The organism is Actinoallomurus bryophytorum, assembly GCF_006716425.1.
GTDB lineage: Bacteria > Actinomycetota > Actinomycetes > Streptosporangiales > Streptosporangiaceae > Actinoallomurus > Actinoallomurus bryophytorum.
On sequence record NZ_VFOZ01000001.1, the window covers coordinates 3229215 to 3247584 of the forward strand.

22 protein-coding genes, 1 tRNA gene and 1 pseudogene are annotated in these 18370 nt (G+C 68.9%); 12 read left to right on the forward strand and 12 right to left on the reverse strand.

Annotated elements, in window-relative coordinates; genetic code table 11:
- Window positions 1-153 precede the first annotated feature (153 nt).
- The gene (locus FB559_RS14985; RefSeq protein ID WP_141956190.1) at window positions 154-759 is read left to right on the forward strand and encodes a ClpP family protease; all 606 of its coding nucleotides are present in this window, start codon (window positions 154-156) and stop codon (window positions 757-759) included.
- Window positions 756-1403, forward strand: a complete 648-nt coding sequence (locus FB559_RS14990; RefSeq protein WP_141956191.1) for an ATP-dependent Clp protease proteolytic subunit — start codon at window positions 756-758, stop codon at window positions 1401-1403. The genes FB559_RS14985 and FB559_RS14990 overlap by 4 nt, the downstream gene beginning before the upstream one ends.
- A gap of 10 nt (window positions 1404-1413) precedes the next feature.
- Here the strand turns inward: FB559_RS14990 and FB559_RS14995 are convergent, their stop codons facing one another.
- Both FB559_RS14995 and FB559_RS15000 read right to left on the reverse strand, forming a co-directional pair.
- Window positions 1414-1812, reverse strand: coding sequence for a PPOX class F420-dependent oxidoreductase (locus FB559_RS14995; RefSeq protein WP_141956192.1), 399 nt, complete (start codon window positions 1810-1812; stop codon window positions 1414-1416).
- 93 nt (window positions 1813-1905) lie between these two features.
- The gene (locus FB559_RS15000) at window positions 1906-2235 is read right to left on the reverse strand and encodes a PadR family transcriptional regulator (RefSeq protein WP_141956193.1); all 330 of its coding nucleotides are present in this window, start codon (window positions 2233-2235) and stop codon (window positions 1906-1908) included.
- Between the two features lie 285 nt (window positions 2236-2520).
- Here FB559_RS15000 and FB559_RS15005 point away from each other — a divergent pair, with 285 nt between their 5' ends.
- Entirely contained in the window at window positions 2521-2700 is a 180-nt protein-coding gene (locus tag FB559_RS15005) for a hypothetical protein (protein ID WP_141956194.1), read from the forward strand.
- 159 nt (window positions 2701-2859) lie between these two features.
- A complete protein-coding gene (locus FB559_RS15010; RefSeq protein ID WP_141956195.1) occupies window positions 2860-3180 on the forward strand; it encodes a type II toxin-antitoxin system VapB family antitoxin in 321 nt (106 codons plus the stop codon).
- A 3-nt stretch (window positions 3181-3183) separates the two neighbouring features.
- Here the strand turns inward: FB559_RS15010 and FB559_RS15015 are convergent, their stop codons facing one another.
- The 5 genes from FB559_RS15015 to FB559_RS15035 all read right to left on the reverse strand — a co-directional run bounded on the left by FB559_RS15015 (window position 3184) and on the right by FB559_RS15035 (window position 6024).
- Window positions 3184-4278, reverse strand: coding sequence for an alpha/beta hydrolase (locus tag FB559_RS15015; RefSeq protein ID WP_185792214.1), 1095 nt, complete (start codon window positions 4276-4278; stop codon window positions 3184-3186).
- 204 nt (window positions 4279-4482) lie between these two features.
- Window positions 4483-4572: transfer RNA gene (locus FB559_RS15020), tRNA-Ser, on the reverse strand.
- Window positions 4573-4604: 32 nt separating this feature from the next.
- Window positions 4605-5045, reverse strand: a complete 441-nt coding sequence (tadA, locus tag FB559_RS15025) for a tRNA adenosine(34) deaminase TadA (RefSeq protein WP_246121606.1) — start codon at window positions 5043-5045, stop codon at window positions 4605-4607.
- 22 nt (window positions 5046-5067) lie between these two features.
- Window positions 5068-5520 (reverse strand): tRNA adenosine deaminase-associated protein, encoded by a 453-nt coding sequence (locus FB559_RS15030; protein WP_141956197.1) that lies wholly within the window; start codon window positions 5518-5520, stop codon window positions 5068-5070.
- A 27-nt stretch (window positions 5521-5547) separates the two neighbouring features.
- The gene (locus tag FB559_RS15035; RefSeq protein ID WP_141956198.1) at window positions 5548-6024 is read right to left on the reverse strand and encodes a tRNA adenosine deaminase-associated protein; all 477 of its coding nucleotides are present in this window, start codon (window positions 6022-6024) and stop codon (window positions 5548-5550) included.
- 316 nt (window positions 6025-6340) lie between these two features.
- Between FB559_RS15035 and upp the strand changes: the two genes are divergently transcribed.
- Window positions 6341-6979 (forward strand): uracil phosphoribosyltransferase, encoded by a 639-nt coding sequence (gene upp, locus FB559_RS15040; RefSeq protein ID WP_141956199.1) that lies wholly within the window; start codon window positions 6341-6343, stop codon window positions 6977-6979.
- Here upp and FB559_RS15045 read toward each other — a convergent pair.
- Window positions 6976-8148 (reverse strand): low temperature requirement protein A, encoded by a 1173-nt coding sequence (locus tag FB559_RS15045; RefSeq protein WP_141956200.1) that lies wholly within the window; start codon window positions 8146-8148, stop codon window positions 6976-6978. The two genes, upp and FB559_RS15045, sit on opposite strands and share 4 nt — an antisense overlap.
- 184 nt (window positions 8149-8332) lie before the next feature.
- On the opposite strand from FB559_RS15045, the gene FB559_RS15050 reads away from it, so the two are divergent.
- The 4 genes and pseudogenes from FB559_RS15050 (at window position 8333) to FB559_RS15060 (ending at window position 10931) form a co-directional block, all read left to right on the forward strand.
- Complete coding sequence (locus FB559_RS15050; protein WP_141956201.1) at window positions 8333-8545, forward strand: hypothetical protein; 213 nt, start codon at window positions 8333-8335, stop codon at window positions 8543-8545.
- A gap of 102 nt (window positions 8546-8647) precedes the next feature.
- Window positions 8648-8827: a hypothetical protein gene (locus tag FB559_RS43855; RefSeq protein ID WP_221640562.1), complete on the forward strand. Its 180-nt coding sequence runs from the start codon at window positions 8648-8650 to the stop codon at window positions 8825-8827.
- A pseudogene (locus tag FB559_RS15055) lies at window positions 8824-9339 on the forward strand (PH domain-containing protein); the annotation flags it as partial. The gene FB559_RS43855 and the pseudogene FB559_RS15055, both read left to right, overlap by 4 nt.
- Before the next feature lie 266 nt (window positions 9340-9605).
- Entirely contained in the window at window positions 9606-10931 is a 1326-nt protein-coding gene (locus FB559_RS15060) for a helix-turn-helix domain-containing protein (protein WP_141956203.1), read from the forward strand.
- Window positions 10932-10991: 60 nt separating this feature from the next.
- On the opposite strand, the gene FB559_RS15065 is transcribed toward FB559_RS15060, so the two are convergent.
- Both FB559_RS15065 and FB559_RS15070 read right to left on the reverse strand, forming a co-directional pair.
- Complete coding sequence (locus FB559_RS15065) at window positions 10992-11831, reverse strand: DMT family transporter (protein WP_141956204.1); 840 nt, start codon at window positions 11829-11831, stop codon at window positions 10992-10994.
- Window positions 11828-12475 carry a B3/B4 domain-containing protein gene (locus FB559_RS15070; RefSeq protein ID WP_141956205.1) on the reverse strand — a complete coding sequence of 216 codons (648 nt, stop codon included), beginning with the start codon at window positions 12473-12475 and terminating at the stop codon, window positions 11828-11830. Before FB559_RS15070 ends, FB559_RS15065 begins: the two co-directional genes overlap by 4 nt.
- A gap of 75 nt (window positions 12476-12550) precedes the next feature.
- On the opposite strand from FB559_RS15070, the gene FB559_RS15075 reads away from it, so the two are divergent.
- Window positions 12551-13108 carry a helix-turn-helix domain-containing protein gene (locus FB559_RS15075; RefSeq protein WP_141956206.1) on the forward strand — a complete coding sequence of 186 codons (558 nt, stop codon included), beginning with the start codon at window positions 12551-12553 and terminating at the stop codon, window positions 13106-13108.
- 98 nt (window positions 13109-13206) lie between these two features.
- Entirely contained in the window at window positions 13207-14364 is a 1158-nt protein-coding gene (locus tag FB559_RS15080) for a serine hydrolase domain-containing protein (protein WP_141956207.1), read from the forward strand.
- Between the two features lies 1 nt (window position 14365).
- Here FB559_RS15080 and FB559_RS15085 read toward each other — a convergent pair whose 3' ends face one another.
- Window positions 14366-16048, reverse strand: coding sequence for a DUF4241 domain-containing protein (locus FB559_RS15085; protein WP_141956208.1), 1683 nt, complete (start codon window positions 16046-16048; stop codon window positions 14366-14368).
- Between the two features lie 79 nt (window positions 16049-16127).
- Entirely contained in the window at window positions 16128-17072 is a 945-nt protein-coding gene (locus FB559_RS15090) for an aldo/keto reductase (protein WP_141956209.1), read from the reverse strand.
- Window positions 17073-17412: 340 nt separating this feature from the next.
- Between FB559_RS15090 and FB559_RS15095 the strand changes: the two genes are divergently transcribed.
- On the forward strand, window positions 17413-18366 hold the full coding sequence (locus tag FB559_RS15095) for a CPBP family intramembrane glutamic endopeptidase (protein ID WP_141956210.1): 954 nt from the start codon (window positions 17413-17415) through the stop codon (window positions 18364-18366).
- Window positions 18367-18370: the final 4 nt, after the last annotated feature.

An 18370-nucleotide genomic window follows, 5' to 3' on the forward strand; every position in this document is an offset into this window, starting at 1 on the left:
CCGAGGGCATATGCGCTGACGGCGAAATTGGATTGACCTGTGACTTTCCGCGGATTACGGCGAGAAAAATGCGGTCCGCCCACGGCGAAAAACGTTCTCCACAGGAAGGACCTCGGTTAATGTCGCGGTGAGCAACAGACGATTGGATGGTGAATGATGACGTCCCAGACCCTGGGCCGGCCGTCGCCTGCCGACACGAGCGACCAGCTATATCAACGGCTCCTGAACAACCGGATCGTCTTTTTGGGGCAGGAGGTCGATGACGAGATCTCCAATCGCATCTGCTCGGAGTTGCTCCTGCTGTCCGCCGAGGACCCTCGCCAGGACATCCGCCTCTACATCAACTCGCCCGGCGGCTCGGTGACGGCCGGCATGGCGATCTACGGGATGATGCAGTACGTCCCGAACGACATCGTCACCGTCGCGATGGGCTTCGCCGCGTCGATGGGCCAGTTCCTGCTGTGCGCGGGCACGGCCGGCAAACGGTACGCGCTGCCGTATACGCAGGTCGTCATGCATCAGCCGCATGGTGGCCTCGGCGGGACGGCCACCGATGTCAAGATCATGGCCGAGCAGATGCTGCACACCAAGCGCACGCTGGCCGAGCGGATCGCCTTCCACACCGGCCAGCCGGTGGAGCAGATCACGGCCGACTCCGACCGCGACCGGTGGTTCACCGCCGAGGAGGCCAGGGAATACGGCTTCATCGACCACGTTGTCCACAGTGCAGACCAGGTCGCCGACGGGTCGCTGTCATGAACCGAGAAGAGCGATTTCCAGTGGAAAACCGTCAGATCCTTCCGTCGTTCTCCGAACGAACGTCGTACGGCACCCAGGAGACCACCCCGTACAACAAACTGTTCGAAGAGCGAATTATCTTTCTGGGCACCGACGTCGACGACATCTCTGCCAATGATGTGATGGCTCAGCTGTTCACGTTGGAGTCCATCGATCCGGATCGTCCCATCAGTCTCTACATCAATTCTCCGGGTGGTTCGCATACGGCCATGACGGCGATCTACGACACGATGCAGTTCATCCGTCCTGAGATTCAGACGGTCTGCGTCGGCCAGGCGGCGGGTGCGGCCGCGGTGCTCCTCGCCGCTGGCACGCCCGGCAGCCGCGCGGCGCTCCCGCACTCGCGGATCCTGATCCATCAGCCGTCCATCGAAGGCATCCAAGGGCAGGTCAGCGACCTGGAGATCCAGGCCAACGAGATCCTGCGCATGCGCGCCCAGACGGAGACGATGTTCGCCCGGCACACCGGTCTGGACATCGAGCAGGTCCGCCGGGACATCGACCGGGACCAGTTCCTCACCGCCGAGAAGGCCAGGACCTACGGCATCGTCGATGACGTCATCGCCAGCCGCAAACGGCACGCGTACGAGGGTGCCGTCGCGTAGCCGGCAGCGGCTACATGTCGGGCGCGAAACGGATGACCTTCTCGGGGATCACCCTGACGATCAACCGGACCTCTCCGGGTTCGGCTTTCGGCGGATCCTCGCCGAGATACTTGTGCGAGAGCTCACGGGGGAGCCACTTGTCCTCGTCCACGGTCAGCTCCGCGTTGCCACGGATCTCCACGGACTCGTACGGGTTGGCGAGGTCGTAGATCGAGACGCTCACGCGCGGATCCGCGGTGAGGTTCTTCGCCTTCTGCCGGCCCGCCGTGGTGGAGAACAGGACCGTGTCCTCGTCACGTTTGACCCACACCACGGACACCTGCGGCGCCCCGTCCGCCCGCACCGTCGCCACGCTGGCGAAGTTCGTGCCATCCAGAATCCGGCGCACGGCCTCGTCGAGAGTCGCCATGTGAAGCCTCCCTTGTCCCGTCAAGAGAGACCTTAGTGGATGGTTTCGTTATAGACAATCTATTGTGGACTCAATTGCTCGACGGGCCGGGTGTCACGAAGTCCCCTCCGGGCGAGGCGGCTCCGACCAGGGCAGGCGGGCCGAGGGGCGCCTTGCCTGGTCGACCCGGGCCAGGGCGGTGCGCGCCCGGTCGGCGCCGTCACCGGTGAGCCGGTAGTACCGGCGGCGAGGGCGGCCTTCGGTGATGTGCTCGGCCGGGTCCTCCCAGCGAGACTCGATCCAGCCGTGGCGTTCCAGCCGCGAGATGATCGGATACACCGTCCCCGAGGGGAGGCCGGTGACGTCGCACATCTGCAGGCCGTACCACTCCCGTGCCGGCTCCTGAAGCGCCGCGCGCAGCACACGCTGGGTCTGCAAGGTCATCCGCGGGCCGTCCATAAGCAGAACTCTACATAGGCCTGGTTCAAGCGCCGGATGTCGACGACAGCGGCGATGGGCCAGGCACCCGTCGCCGAGCGCGGATTCGCCGCCGTGGTGACCGCGCGGCGGCCTTTCCCGGGCGCCCTGACGCCGCGCGCCGAAGCCCGTCTTCCCTGGTCGTGATGTGAATGTGTCCAGCTTGTTGCGAATCGGGTGTTTGATCACGTTTCCTGCGGAGATCTCTGGTGCAGCTCGGGGGAGACGTTCGATCCAAATGGAGGTAATGAGATGCTCGCCATAATCGCCGCTGTCGTCTTCGCCATCGCACTGGTCTGCGACTGGGCCGGTGTCGGCTCTGACTTTTTCAACTACCAGACGCTCGACACCATCGGCTTCCTCCTGATCGCTCTGCACCTGGCCGGAGTCGGCTCGGGCTACAACTGGCGCGGTCGCGGAAGACGCCGCTGACAAGAGCCGTACAGATCATCAGCAGGGGGCCGGTACCCGTTCGGGTATCGGCCCCCTGCTGATTCGTACCCTGCAGGTCCGATATCGAGCAAAATCTGATGCAGACCAGGAGCACAACAAGTGGCGTGATCACCGGCATCGCGGCCTAAACTGCATGACGTGATCTTCAAGGCCGTTGGGGAGGGGCGCCCATACCCGGAGCACAGTCTCAGCTCCCGGGACTGGGCGAGTGTTCCTCCCCGCCAGGTACGCCTCGACCAATTGATCACCACGAAAGCCGGCCTTGACCTGAACTCCCTGCTCGCCGAGGATTCGACGTTCTATGGCGACCTGTTCCCGCACGTCGTGCAGTGGCGCGGTCAGCTCTATCTCGAGGACGGCCTGCACCGGGCGCTGCGCGCGGCGCTGCACCAGCGCATCGTTCTGCACGCCCGGGTGCTCGACCTCGATGTCGTCGACGTCGCGCCCTCGTCGTCATAGGCCCTACACCTGCGACGTCGCCCACTCGAACATCTTCGGGAACGCCTCGCGCCACGCGACGTAGTTGTGCTGACCACCCTTGATGACCAGGAACGGCGCACCCGGCTCGTACTGCTTTACCAGATCCACGAACGCCTGGGCCTGCACCATGTCGCTCTGAACCGCGTTGCCGGACATCACCCAGAAATGCGGCAGCGGCGACGGAGGCAGGGCACTGGCCAGTACCTTCAACGGTGAGTTCGCGGCACGCAGCGTCCGGTCTCCCGCGAACGGATCGATCACCCGGGGCAGGTGGTTGGTGCGCAGCGGCTCGAAGTAGCCGCTCAGCGAGGCCGCGGCACCGTACCGGTCCGGATGGCGCAGCGCGAGGTTCGCAGCGCAGAAGCCGCCTTCGGAGAAGCCCGCGATGCCCCAGGCGGCGCCGGGCCGCTCCACGCGGAGCCGGCCCGAGATGTCGTCGGGGACGTCGAGCGCGAGGTAGGTCTCGTCCTGTTCGCCATGGACGGTGTTGAGGCACTGGGTGGAGCGGTCGAGCCCCCCGTTGGCGTCCGGGATGACCAGGACCACCGGTTTGGCCTTGTGCGTGGAGATCAGTTTGCGCAGCATGCCCGAGATCTTGAGCCGGCCCTCGTAGTCGCTCGGCGTGCCCGGCGAGCCGTGGATGAGCTCGATGACGGGGAAGCGCCGGTCGGCGTACGGCTGCTGGAAGTACTGCGGCGGCAGGTAGACGACGCCCTGACGGCTGATCCGGCTCTGGGGTCCGGGCAACGTGGTCTCCAGCGCGAAGCCGTTCTTGCGCGCCTGCCGTTTGTGCACCGCCTCACGCAGCACGCGGTCCAGGCGGCCACCCAGGTCCGGCACTCTGGCGACGCTCGCCGGAGCCTGGTTGGTGAGTTCGCGCCACGCGTCGTCCCAGCTCTCGTAGTAGCCGTAGAAGTTGTTGACGAGCGCGACCCCGAACATCATCGCCGGTGGGAACGCCAGCACCCCGGCGACCACCTTGAACGCCGTGTGCCTCGCCCGGACGAGCCAGAACAGGGCACCCGCGAAGAGCAGCACGAGCAGCGCGAAGAGGACGAAGCCCTGCGGACCGAACATGATCCTCCCCTCGCCGAAGGGCCAGCTGGCCTGCGCATCGCTCTGCCAGCATGACCGCCGCAAACGGTGGGCTATATCGATCCGAGCCATTCCGATCGTCAAGTTTTCTTTACCCTGAGTGATCGTATGGTCGCGTTGAGTGTGGCGACGCGAGGCGCGGAGGGAAAAAAGAGACCGCCGACCGGTGTACGGTCGGCGGTGCGGTGGCGGTGGAGGTGGGATTTGAACCCACGGATGAGTTGCCCCATCACACGCTTTCGAGGCGTGCGCCCTCGGCCACTAGGCGACTCCACCAAGACGCGAGCCTACCGGAACCATGCACCCGTTCAATCCCGCCTTCGGGCGAAGAATTCGGTGAGCAGGGCCCCGCACTCGTCGGCGAGCACGCCCGCGACCACCTCGGGGCGGTGGTTGAGGCGCCGGTCGCGTACGACGTCCCACAGCGACCCGACGGCCCCGGCCTTGGGGTCGATCGCCCCGTACACGATGCGTTCGACACGGGAGAGCACGGCGGCGCCCGCGCACATCGTGCACGGCTCCAGGGTGACCACCAGGCTGCATCCGCTCAGCCGCCACTCGCCGAGGCGTGCGGCGGCCTGGCGCAGCGCCACGATCTCGGCGTGCGCGGTCGGGTCGCCGGTCCGTTCGCGTTCGTTGCGACCGGCGCCGACGAGCTGGCCCGCGGAGTCGAGGACGACGGCGCCGACCGGCACGTCACCGGCCGCCCGGCGGGCCTCCCGCAGGGCGAGCCGCATGGCCTCTCGCATGGCCGGCTCTCGCATGGCCGGGCTATCTGAGCCTGTCGTAGTCCTCGGCGAACCCGGCCCGCTCGGCGATGACCGACAGCGCGTCGCCGGGGAACCTGCGCTCTCCCAGCTCTGTCAGTCGTGCCGGCTCGGTGCCGAGGTCGGCCAGGAGGCCGGGATCGCCGACGGGATCGTCGGTGGGAACCTCGTCGATCTCGCCGATCTGGTCGTGGAGCATGTGCGCGAGATCACTCGTCTGGGTCGCCCGGGGGTCGGAGAGGAAGACCCGGGCATCTCCGCCGTCGTCGAGGCGCACGACGGCGAACCACTCGTCCTCCTGTTCGATGAGGAGGACGACCGTGTCACCCGCCGTCTCAACGGCGGTTTCTCGCATGATGTCGGTGATGTCATCGACACCGGCGACCTCGGCGAGGTCGGTCTCGGTCCCGATCCATCCGGCGTCGCTGCGCGCGAAGGCCACGGAGAAGTACGGCACGCCTTCATTCTCTCCAAAAGACGTCGGTTATTCGATCGCCCGCTCGAAAGCGGCACCGAATCCGAGGCGTGAGGCGATGCTGGACAGCATCTCGTCGGGGAAAAGATCGAGATCGCCGCTCAGAGCGCCGAGCTCCATCTCGTCGAGGCCCAGGTCCGAGAAGATCGACATGTCGCCGGCCGGGAGCACCTGGTCGAGATCCTCGTCGTCGGGGATGTCCAGCTCGAGGTATTCGACCACCTGCCCGGCCAGCGGCCAGTCCAGGGACGCCGTGACGTCCGACAGGAAGATCATCACCTCGTCCGCCAGCACCCGCAGCGCGACGAAGAAATCGTCTCCGATCGAGGCCAGCCCGATCGTGCCCGCCATGCTGGGCTGCTGCCTCAGGGCATGGATCAGCCCCGCCAGGTCCTCGGTCAACGCGATGGGAAGCTGTTCTACTTCCCACGCATCGTCCTCTCGGGAGACCACGACGGCGAAGTCCGCCGTATCGAGTTCCGTCATCTTCACCCCACCGCCGCGCGTCCTGCTCGGGCATCTTGACAGATGTGGGGCTGCGAAAGTCGCGGCACGGGGAAACCAGCGCGCGGGAACCCCTCTAGTTCGCCCGGAACGTGCGCATGCGAACCGTGGCGCGGATGCGCTCCTGCCGCCATCGCCGGGGACTCACTCTCTTGCGGAGCTCACGCGCCTCTGCCAGCTCCCGCAAGAACACCGCCCGGCGGCGAAGTCGATCTCGAACCTCCTCAGGACTCATGCGATCGTCCATGCGAACTACGTTCCCCATGCTCAGGTATCCATTCGGCTACCGTGATCCAATATGAAAACCCTCGTCGCCGATCATCCCCTCGTCGCCCACAAGCTCACCACGCTTCGTGACGAGACCACAGATTCCCCAACATTCCGCCGCCTGGCCGACGAGCTCGTGACGCTCCTCGCCTACGAGGCGACCCGCGACGTACGCGTCGCCGATGTGACCGTTACCACACCGGTCGGCCCGGCCGAGGGCGTGCGCCTGACCCGGCCGCAGCCGCTCGTGGTGCCCATCCTCCGCGCCGGCCTCGGCATGCTGGACGGCATGACCCGGCTCCTTCCCACCGCGGAGGTGGGTTTCCTGGGCATGGTCCGCGACGAGGGCACGCTCAAGGCGACGACGTACGCCACCCGCCTGCCCGACGACCTGTCCGGACGGCAGTGCTACGTCCTGGACCCGATGCTCGCCACCGGCGGCACCCTGGCGGCGGCGATCCAGCTCCTGCTGGACCGCGGCGCCGACGACGTCACGGCGATCTGCCTGCTGGCCGCGCCCGAGGGCATCGCCCACCTGGAGGAGGCACTGGTGAACGTCGAGGTGCCGGTCCGCGTCGTGACGGCCGCGGTCGATGACCACCTCAACGAGAACGGCTTCATCGTCCCCGGGCTCGGCGACGCCGGCGACCGCCTCTACGGGGTCGTCTAGGGAGCCGGCGTCCTGCGGCGGCCCAGCGTCGCGGTGATCGCGACCAGGACGGTGAGCAGACCCGCCACAACGTGCACTGGTGCGGGGCCCAGCGGCGCCAGCAGCGTCAGAGCGGCCCCCACCAGGTAGGCCACCACCAGCGGCCGCCGCCGGTGCGGACGGATGTGCAACAGCCACACGAAGAACAGGTAGAGGGCGACAGGGACCGCGACGGCGTACCCGGCCACGACGGCCGTGACGTGCGCCGGGTGGCTGTAGTGGTCGACCGCGACCGACAGGCCCGCCCCGACCGCCGCGGCGGACGCGAGGATGAAGTAGTGGCCGTACCCCCACAGCATCGCCACCCGCAGCGAGGTCAGCAGGCCACCGGCCGACCGGTCGAAGTAGAGCCACCACAGCGCGAACACGATCACCAGCCCGGCCACCGCGAGCGAGACCAGCGCCGGCACGTGCTCGCCGAGGTCCAGCCCGGTACGGATCGCGATCGTCGCGGCGGAGACCGCCTCGCCCAGCATGATGATCGTGAACAGGCCGTACCGCTCGGCGATGTGGTGCGGATGCCAGGTCGTGGGTCCGCCGGGCGCACGCTCGGCGATGACCGGGACCAGCAGTTCCGCGGCCACGAGCAGCAGGAACGCCGGCACCAGCCAGTCCTCGGGTAGCGCCAGCCGGACCAGCCAGCCGATCTGGACTCCTGTGATGCCCGCGGCATATCTCAGCGCGGTCGCGCGGCGCGGCGCGTCGCTGCGCGCGGCACGCGTCCACTGCACCACCATCGCCAGCCGCATGATCACGTAACCGATGGTGATCACGACGAAGTCGCCGCCGTCGAACGCCGGTTTCACGCCGGCCGCGAGCACGAGGGCGCCCGCGATCTGTACGAACGCCGTGATCCGGTACACGTCGTCATCGGTGTCGTACGCGGAGGCGAACCAGCTGAAGTTCATCCACGCCCACCAGATCGCGAAGAACACCAGCAGGAACGACGAGACGCCATGCCGGCCGTGGCCCTCGGAGATGTCGTGGTGCAACGGCGCCACCATCTGGGCGACCGCCGCGACGAAACACAGGTCGAAGAAGAGCTCCAGCGGCGTGGAGACACGATGCCGTTCCTCCGCGGAACGCGCACGCATGGGGGTCAGCCAACCGCGCTCGGCCTCTGTGGTCATAACCCCAGGTTCTACCGGGTACGGCCACGTCCGGCCACGCCCGATGGAGGGGATTGCGCGGCCCGTGACGCCCCAAAGGTGTCCGCGTTCAAGATCCGGACGCGGAGGGTAATAGCCTGCTACGGATTGTGACGAGGGGGCTCGGCGGCGCACACCCGCCGCGAGCGGTGATTCGGGGAGCGTTATGGCGTGGACATTTGAGGCGGTTGCCGAGAGCCTCGCGCTGGAGTTCGGCGAGGTGCATCCCGCCGAGATGGTCATTCGATGCGTCGAGGCGGCGCGGCACAGCGCCGAGGAGGTGATCGGCGAAGCCTCCCCTGAGCTGGTCGAACGCATCGCGCGTAAACACCTCGAGGTGCTCGCGCTCGCGGCGGCCGAAGGCAACGCCGGCGGCTGAGCCCTCCTGACCGCCTGAGTCATGGAGATTTCGGCGCGCAGATACGGCCACGAACCTCTTTGCAGCCAGATCCACTACTGGTGTACAACTTGAGTTGGGTTAGTGGGTCAGGCTTCGGGAGGCAAGTCCTTGAAGAAGTACCTCACTTGGGCACTGGGGGCCTTTGTGGTCTTCTACCTGCTCAAGTCGCCGGGGGGCGCGGCCCAGATCGTCCACAACACGGCCAGCAGTCTCGCGTCGGCCGGTGACTCCCTGTCTCAGTTCGTGAACGCGCTGACATGAGACTCGTGACTCCCGGCGACTCCGCGCCGGCCTCAATCCACCGCTATCTCCTGCCACATGAGCAGCAGGTGATCACGGTACGCCGGCATCCCGCCGTCCTGATGACCCCGATCGCCTTCGTGCTCGGTGGACTCGTGGTCGCGGGCGTGCTGAGCAACGTGGTCGTCGACCGCAACGGTTCACTGGTCAACTACATCTGGTGGGCATGGCTGATCCTCCTGGCGTGGTTCGTCTGGAAGGTCGCGACGTGGTCGGTCGACTACTTTGTGATCACCAACCAGCGCATGCTCCTGACCACTGGGCTGCTCACTCGTAAGGTGGCCATGATGCCTCTGGCCAAAGTCACCGACATGAGCTTTCAACGCTCAATCAGTGGCCGGATGCTGGGCTATGGCGAGTTCGTCCTCGAGTCCGCCGGTCAAGACCAAGCCTTCCGTGTCGTCAGCTTCCTGCCTTACCCCGAGCAGCTGTACCTCGAGGTCTGCAGCATGATCTTCCCGACCAAGGACAAGGAACCCGACGACCCCATCGAAAAGCGACGTCCCAAGCGGGACCCCAAGCCCAACGGCCAGGGTGGGGATCCGCCTCCCGAGGGCAACCCGGACAACCCGGATGCTTAAAGAACGACCCTCGGGACAACTGATCACTACTCAGTAACTTGACCCGCACTCCTACACCTTGTCCAAGTTGTTTGGGTTACCCTCCTTCTGTGAGGTAGTGCAACCCACAATCAGGACGTAACCCAATCCGCGTGAAGCCCTTCGGTAAGTGAGTCGAGATGCCGGGTCAAGGAAGCGTTGGTGAGCGAGTCCGCAACCTGCGCCTGAGTAAGCACCTCTCTCAGGCCCAGCTTGCCGGGACCGAGTTGTCCGACAGTTACATCTCATTGATCGAGTCCGGGAAGCGAACACCGACTCCCGCGGTCGTACGGCTGTTGGCGAGCCGGTTGGGCTGTCTGCCGGAATACCTCTCCGAGGGCATCGAGCCGGAAGAGCGGCTCCACCTGCAGGTACGCGCACGCCACGCGGAGCTCGCGCTCCTCGGCGACGACGCCCCGCAGGCTCTCGCATGGTTCGGTGAGATCCTCGAGGCGGTCGACAACGACCCCGAGTTGATGAAGCGCGCACGCTGGGGCCGGGCACGGGCGCTGGAGACCCTGGGACGCGGCGAAGAGGCGATCAAGGCCCTTGAGGAGCTCCGCGAGGAGGCCTCACGCGACCGGGGACGGGCCGGCTGGCTGCCGGTGACCATCGTGTTGTCCCGTTGCTACCGCGTCGCCGGCGACCTGGGCCGCACCCTCGCACTGGGCGAGTCCGCGCTCAACCGCCTCACCGAGCTCAGCCTGCTCGGCGGAGAGGACGCGGCCGAGATCGGCCGCACGCTGATCGCCACCTACCTGGACCGTGGCGAGCCCACACCCGCGTACGAGCTCGCCGAGCGGCTCCTGACCGCCAGCGAGCCCGACCCCGCGATCATGATCTCGGCCTACGTCGACGCCAGTAAGCAGGCTCTCGACGAGGGCGAGGGTGGCGAGTCGCTGTACCTCGCGGAGCAGGCACTGGCCCTGCACGCCGGCGGCGACCAGGCCAAGGCACAGGCGCGGCTGCGGGTCACCGCCGCACGCACCCTCCTGCCGTCGGGCGCGTCCCCGGTGGACGCCGGCAAGGCGCTCGAGCTGCTGAACGCCGCCGAGCCGATGCTCACCGGCATGGACGCGGCCGAGTGTCAGATCGAGATGGCCCGCTCGAAGGTGCTGATCGGCGAGCCCGCCTCGGCCGTGACGATCACCGAGCAGGTGCTGGCCGACCTCGGCGCCCGGCCGGAGACCACGGTCACGACCATCCGCGCCCGGCTCATGCTGGCCCAGGCGCTCATCGCGACCGCCGACCGCGAAGCGGCGCTCGCCGCACTGCGCGCCGCCCGTGACGAGCTGGCCGATCTCGAGACCTCGCGGGCGACCGCACGGGTCTGGCGCGAGCTCGGCGACCTGTTCGGCACCGCCGACGACTCGGCGGCGATGATGGACGCCTACCGCAAGGCGCTGGAGTCCGCCGGACTGCGTTCGAGCCCGCAGCACTCCGACATCGTCGTCAACCTCCACTGAGTCCGCACCAGGGCGTGTCCGACGGACACGCCCTGGGTCGGCACGTCGCCGGCCGGGAGCTCAGCCCGACGTGACGAGGCCGACCCCGGCCACCGCGATGGCCAGGCCGACGCGCTGGATCGGCCGGAGCCGCTCGCCGTACACCACCCTGGCCAGCAGCACGGTGCTCGCCGGATACAGCGAGCTCAGGACGCCCGCGACACTCAGCATCCCGGCGCGCGCCGCGAGGACGTACAGCGCGTTGCCCAGCACGTCGAGCGAGCCCGCCAGCATGGCGATGCCGATCGTGACGCGGTCACGCAGCAGCGCCGCCGGTCCACGGCCGGACACCGCCGCGGCGGCGACGACCATCAAGACGCCGACCGCCTTGGAGGCCGCGAGTGGCCACAACGTGCCGTCGTCGCCCTGCTTGATGAGGACGAAAAAGGCCCCGAAACCCATCCCGGCGAGCACCGCCAGCACGGGCCCGCTCATCCGCCGTCGTACCCGCCCGGCGCTCTTCTCCACGCTCACGAAGCAGATCGCCACCAGGCACAACCCGATCCCGGCGTACGCGGTGAGCGACAGCCGGTCGCCGCGCGCCACGCCGACGGCGGCGGGCAGCACGGCGGCCATGAGCCCCGACACCGGCGCGACCACGCTCATCGGCCCTTCGGCCAGGGCGCGGTAGAACATCAGCATTCCGCCACCACCGGCCAGACCGGACGCGGCGCCCCAGGCCAGCGCGCCCGGATGTGTCGTGCCGCCCAGGCCCACGGCCACGATCAGCAGCAGGCCCAGTCCGGTCGGCAGGCTGAACATGAGTACGGGCGTCGACCCGCCCCGACGCGACGCGGCTCCGCCGCAGAAGTCGCCGGCGCCGAACACGATCGCCGACGCGAGCGCGAGTGTGATGATCACGGCTCGACCAGCCGGGTGGCGATGGCCACCTCCGGGGTGATCGCGCGCAGAAGTGCGGCCAGCTCGGTGCCCGCGGCGGTGAGCCGGTCGAGCGGGTAGGGCTCCAGGCGTTCGAGGATGAACAGCGCGTTCTTGGTCCGCTCGGTGATGTGGGTGCGGGTGCACTGGCGCCAGTTCCAGCGACGGCAGGTGACGCCCGCGTCGTCGCGCCAGACGACCTCGCCGGGCTCGGGATGCTCCACGACCGGCTCGCCGTTCTTGACCGTGTCGAACGGCTCGCCGCCCTCGGCCCGGACCAGCCGGGCCGGTCCGTCATAGGCGTCGAGGTCCTCGCCGCCGATGGGCAGGCCGTACCGGACGCTGACCGCGTTGTAGGCGTCCACGACCCGGTTGATCCCGGGCAGCTCGGCACGGCGCAGCAGGGCGTCGACGGAGGGCCGCGCGCGCTTGGGGTTCACGCCGAAGCCGCGGTACGCCTCGCGCCATGCCTCCACGTGCGGAGCCGCGGACTCGGCCAGGCCATCGGTGTGCGGGACATCGCCGGAAGAAGCCGTGTTCACCAGGCCCTCCGCGGTCATCAGCAGCACCGCGAAGTCGGGACGCAGACCGCGTACCGTGTCATCGACGAAGATCCGATCCAGCATGAGTGGGCCCCTTCCCGCCTTCGGTCGGAATATCGTACCGTGCAGTACATTCTAATGACCATGCGGGGTGGGCCCATGACGGACCAGGTCGGCGACGCGGTGGCCCGCACCGTGCGCTCCCTGCGCGGCGCGCACGGCTGGAGCCTGGACCAGCTCGCCGCGCGCGCCGGAGTCAGCAAGGGCGTTCTCGTCGCCCTGGAGCAGGTGCGCGGCAACCCCAACCTCGGCACGCTCACCCGTGTCGCCGACGCCCTGGGCGTGCCCCTCACCCGGCTCGTCCAGGTCGAGGAGGAGCCGCCGATCCAGCTGTTCCCGGCCGGACGTCACGTGGTGCTCTGGCACGGTCCCCACGGCGGTAGCGGCACGCTGCTGGCCGGCAGCGACCCACGTCCGTCGGTGGAGCTTTGGCGATGGGAGCTGCGGCCCGGCGAGCGCCGCGACAGCGAGGCGCACACCTCCGGCACACGGGAGATCGCCGCCGTCGAGTCGGGCGTGCTGAGCCTGGTCGTGGGCGAGAGCCGTACGGAGGTGGCGACCGGCGACGCTGCCGTGTTCCAGGGCGACCGGCCGCACTCGTACGCGAACGAGAGCGATGAGGACGTGCGTTTCGTCCTCGCCGTGATGGACCTCTGAGCCTCGGGTACGACGCGCCGGACGGCTCTCACGGGTGACGCGGACCACGCGGTGCGGTATCTAGCGTGACGACTCCCAGATGATCGAGGGAGGACCACGTGATCCGGTACACACGTGCGCTCGCCGGCGCACTCACCCTGGCCCTGGCGGCCGGCGTCGCATCGTCCGCGGTGACGCCACATGCGGACGCCACGGACCGGCCCGCGCTCCGGCAGGTGCTGCGGCGTCTGACCACCGAGGACGGGGCGCCCGGGGCGCTCGCCGAGATCGAAGACGGGCACGGGAGAACGGTGCTGACCAGCGGCGTCGCCGACCTGGACACCGGCGCGCCGATGCGCGGCGACAGCAGGTTCCGTATCGGCAGCATGACCAAGCCGTACGTCGCGACCGTCATCCTGCAACTCGTCGGCGAGCACCGCGTCTCGCTGGACGCTCCGGTGGAGCGCTACCTGCCGGGCGTGGTGCGGGGCCACGGCAACGACGGCCGCGAGATCACCGTGCGCGAACTCCTCCAGCACACGAGCGGGCTGCCCGACTATCTGGCCTACCTGTCGTTCCCGGACTTCATCGCCGACCGCTATGCCCACCACGATCGGGCGGAGCTGCTGTCGCTCGCCCTCGGCCATCCTCCGGTCTTCAAGCCGGGCACGGGCTGGGGCTACTCCAACACCGAATACCTGCTGGCCGGGATGCTCATCGAGAAGGTGACCGGGCACCCGTACGGCGAGGAGGTCCGCCGGCGCATCCTGGTACCTCTCGGCCTGCGCGCGACGTACGTGCCCGGCGACAGCCCCACGATCCCCGGTCCGCACCCACGCGGCTACATACGACCCGACGACGGCACACCGATCGTGGAGATGACGGAGTTCAACCCCTCGATCGCGATCGCCTCGGGCGACATGATCTCCAGCGGCGCCGACATGTCGCGGTTCTTCGACGCGCTCCTGCACGGGCGGCTACTCCACCCGGCCGAGCTGCGGGAGATGATGACGACGCGGCCGACCGGTGGCGCGAACGGAAGAGCGTACGGCCTCGGCCTCGAGAGCAGGACGCTGCCCTGCGGAGGTGTGTACTGGGGCCACGGCGGCGACATCTTCGGCTTTGAGACGCTCGGCGGCGCGACCACCGACGGGCGGAGTGCGACGGTCATGGTGAACCTCGACCCCGGCGGCACGGACGCCCAGGACGATGACGCCACGGCCGCGATCGGGGCGGCACTCTGCGACGACCCCGGACGGAGCCCGGCGTCCCGGTGACCTACCCGGCCTCGTCCTCGGGCGGTTCGGGCCGGACCGCGGGCCGCTTCGGGGACTTGGGCCGCGCCGGGATCGACGGTAGCGCCGGGGTCGCCGGCGTTGCCGGGGTCATCGCTCTCCCGGATGCCGGCTTCGCCGGGGTCAACGGCCTCCCTGGAGTCAGCGGAGAGAGCGGCAGCCCCAGAGCGGGCCGCGCCAACGGCGACGCCACCGCCGGCGGGCGGCCGGCCTGCACGCTCCACAACACCGCGCCATCCGGGGCGCGCAGCGCGACACCGTCGTCCTGCACGGTGAGCACGCTTTCCGGGTGGCCCGCGGTGTCGGTGGACCAGACGACGCGCGCCTCCCGGTCATAAAGCGCGAGGTTTCCGTCCGGGTGAAGAACCAGCCGGCCGGTCCCACGCCACTGGGTGCCGGACGACCACACGGCGCCGCGGCCCGCGTTGTCGTAGAGGACGAGGTTCCCGTCGTCCTGGTGGACGAACGTGTACCGGCCCGAGGCCGAGGTGAGGGACTGCCGTCCGAGCGTCTGGCCGGGGAGCATCCGATCGCCCATGGCGACCGGTCCCTCCGGCACCGCGGCCTCGGCGGTCCCCGACGACCAGACCGCCGTGCCGGTGGAGTCCTCCACGGTGATGTCGCCGTCGTCGCGCACGACCAGCCGGGCCGCGGTGCCGCCCTCGGTGCCAGAGGACCAGACCCGTCCGCCGTCACCGTCGAGGAGGACGAGCCCGTGGGTCCCGTGCAGGGTGCAGACCCGGGCCTGTGTTCCGTCGGTACCGGCCGCCCACAGCGAGCGGAACTCGGTGTTGTGGTAGAGCACGAGGTTTCCGTCGTCCTGGTGGACGAGGGTGTATCTCCCCGACGGCGAGGTGAGCGACTGCCTCCGCAACGCCTGCCCGGCGTGCAGCCGGTCGCCCTGGGCGAAGTCGCCGAGAGCGATGTGCGTGCTCTCCTCCGGAGACTCGTCGTCCTCGTCGTCCTCGTCGTCCTCGTCGTCCTCGTCGTCCTCGTCGTCCTCGTCGTCCTCGTCGGGGAGAAGGAAGAAGTCGGTGAGCAGGCACGCCACCTCGCCATCGGCGGTACGCCCGACCCAGGTCGGGTAGTGCCCGTCGCCACCGCCGGAGGAGAACGCGACCACGACCGGCTCGGATTCGGCATCGGTCAGGGTCACCGGCGCGGTGTAGTCGTTGTCACGCTCGCCGAGGGCCTCCAGCAACCGGTCGAGATACTCCCCGTCGGCGTCCAGGGACGGGATGACCTGTGCGTCGACGAAGCCGCCGGTGCCACCGTCCACGGGGTAGCCGAAGTACTCGTCGTCGCCGAGCTTCGCCACGTCCTGGCCGTCGTAGACCGCCATCTCCCATGAGGCGACGGGCTCGTCCCGGATGACGAGGCGAGCCGCGGCGATGGTCGCGTGGGCGATGGCGTCCTCGCCGTCCTCGCCGCCGAAGACCCCGAGGATGAGCACGACCGGGTAGTGACCGGGCGGCACCCGCTGGACGAACCCGTCCGAGGCGTCCCCGGCGAAGTACATGAACGGCTCACCGGCGACGACGCGGCCGGAGGGCAGCCACAGGGAGGCGCCCGTACGCAGCCGGATCGTGACCTCGCGCCCACCCCAGATGGTGTGGCGGGTGCCGGGAGCGAAGAGTCGCTCGAAGTCGGGGGCGGGCAGGGGCATGGCCACTCCTTGAGGGGAGTTCGGGGGGCATGACGGGACGCGCGGCGAAGGGCACCACGGTCCTGGAACTGCGGACCGCTCAGTAGCGGGCGCCGACCGGCGGCGGCACGGCGTCCAGCTCGGCGAGGTCTTCGTCGGTCAGGTCGACGCCGGCGGCCATGGTGTTCTCGTGGAGGTATCTGCGCTTCTTCGTCCCGGGGATGGGGATGACGTGGTCGCCCTGTGCGAGGGTCCAGGCGATGGCGACCTGCGCCGGGGTGGCGCCGTGCCGGTCGGCGACCGTACGGACGACGTCGACGATACGGAAGTTCTGCTCCAGGACGCCCTTCTGGAAGCGCGGCAGCCCGGCGCGGAAGTCGTTGTCCTCGAAACTCGTCTTCGTGACCGCGCCGGTGAGGAATCCACGTCCGAGCGGCGAGAACGGCACGAACGCCGCGCCGCTGGCGGCGCACCAGCCCACGACGCCACCGGCGGCGAGCGGGTCGCGGGTCCACAGCGACAGCTCGGACTGGATCGCCGAGACGGGATGGACTCCGTGCGCCTCCTCGGCCTGCGCGACGGTCACCTCCGACAGGCCCAGCCGGCCTACCTTGCCCTCCGCCACCAACTCCGACATCGCGCCCCACGTCTCGACGAGCGGGACCTCCGGGTCGATCCGGTGCAGGTAGTACAGGTCGATGACGTCGGTGCCGAGCCGCCGCAGGCTGGCCTCGACCGCCTCGCGTACGTGCCCGGGTGAGCCGTCGCGGACCATGTCGCCGGTCGCCGGGTCGACCACCAGGCCGACCTTGCTGCCGAGCACGACTTTGTCGCGTACACCGCCCAGAGCACGGCCGACGAGCTGCTCGTTGTGGCCGGCACCGTAGACGTCGCTCGTGTCCAGGAACGTCACGCCGAGGTCGACGGCCTCCCTGATCAGGGCGACCGACTCGCGGTCATCGCGCTCGGACTCGGTGTAGGCCCAGCTCATGCCCATGCAGCCGAGACCGACCGCACCCACATAGCGGTCCGCGAACATCCTCATGGCGGGGGTTCCTCTCCGGATCGCGTCGGACGCAACGTGACCCTCGCGGCGCCCAACCGAAGCCTACGACCGGGCGGCAGGGCACCGGGGCGAGAACTACGCGCCGTGTACCACTTCGTGAAGTGGATCACCGCGTACGGGGCCGCCCCATGACCCTTTGACCACGGCGCCGCCCGCCCGTCGGGGCCGGTCGAGGCCGGGCTCTTCCAGCCTGCACCACCTCGATGTTGCAGGGCGCTGGAGCGTTGTCGAGCAGGCTGCGGGAGCGACCCGGCAGGGGCGCCGATGGTGCGATGTACCTGTTCGCAGAACCCCCCTGCCAGCGATGGAGGCCCGACCGATGAGTACGCCGACCGCGGTGAAGTCACCCGACACCGCACCCCGCACCCCGGCTCCCACGCCACGCCCCGGTAACCGGGGTGGGCCGATCGGGGCCGTCCGGCGACACCCGCTGATCGCGTTCTTCGTCCTGGCGTACGCGGCGAGCTGGCTGGCCTGGACGCCGTACGTGCTGTCCGCCGACGGGCTGGGGGTGCTGAGCTTCCGTTTCCCGATGCTGCTGGGCAGCACCCAGCTCTCCGGTGTCCTGCCCGGCGCCTACATCGGGCCGCTCGGGTCGGCGCTGGTGGTCACGGCGATCACCGGCGGGCGGGACGGGCTGCGCGCCTGGCGGCAGCGCCTGTTCCGGATGCGGGTGGGCTGGTACTGGTACCTGATCGTGCTGACCGGCGTGCCGATCCTGCTGCTGGGCGGCACGCTCCTGATGCCCGGCGCCACCGGAGTCCTCCACGCACCCCCGGTCATGGCCGCCGCCGCCTACCTGCCCATGCTCTTCGTCCAGATCCTGACGACCGGACTGGCCGAAGAACCCGGCTGGCGCGACTACGCCCTCCCGCTGATCCAGCGCCGGCACGGCCCGGCCCTGGGTACTCTCATCCTCGGCCTGGTCTGGGCCTGCTGGCACCTGCCCCTGTTCTTCACCACCTGGTCCCTCGCCGGCACACGGCCGGACACGGCGCACTGGTGGCTCTACCTCGGCGTCTTCATTCTCTCCGCCGTGTCGATCAGCTACCTCATCACCTGGGTCTTCAACCACACCAGGGAGAGCCTGCCCGTCGCCCTGCTGCTGCACGCGAGCAACAACACCGTCGCCAGCCTCCTCCTGCCGGCCATGTTCACCCACGTTCACGAGTCGTGGCTGCTGACCTCGGGCGCCATCGGCTACGGCGCCACCACAGCCGTACTCCTCATCGCCACCCGCGGCCGCCTCGGATACCGCGGCCCCCGCGACTGACGCC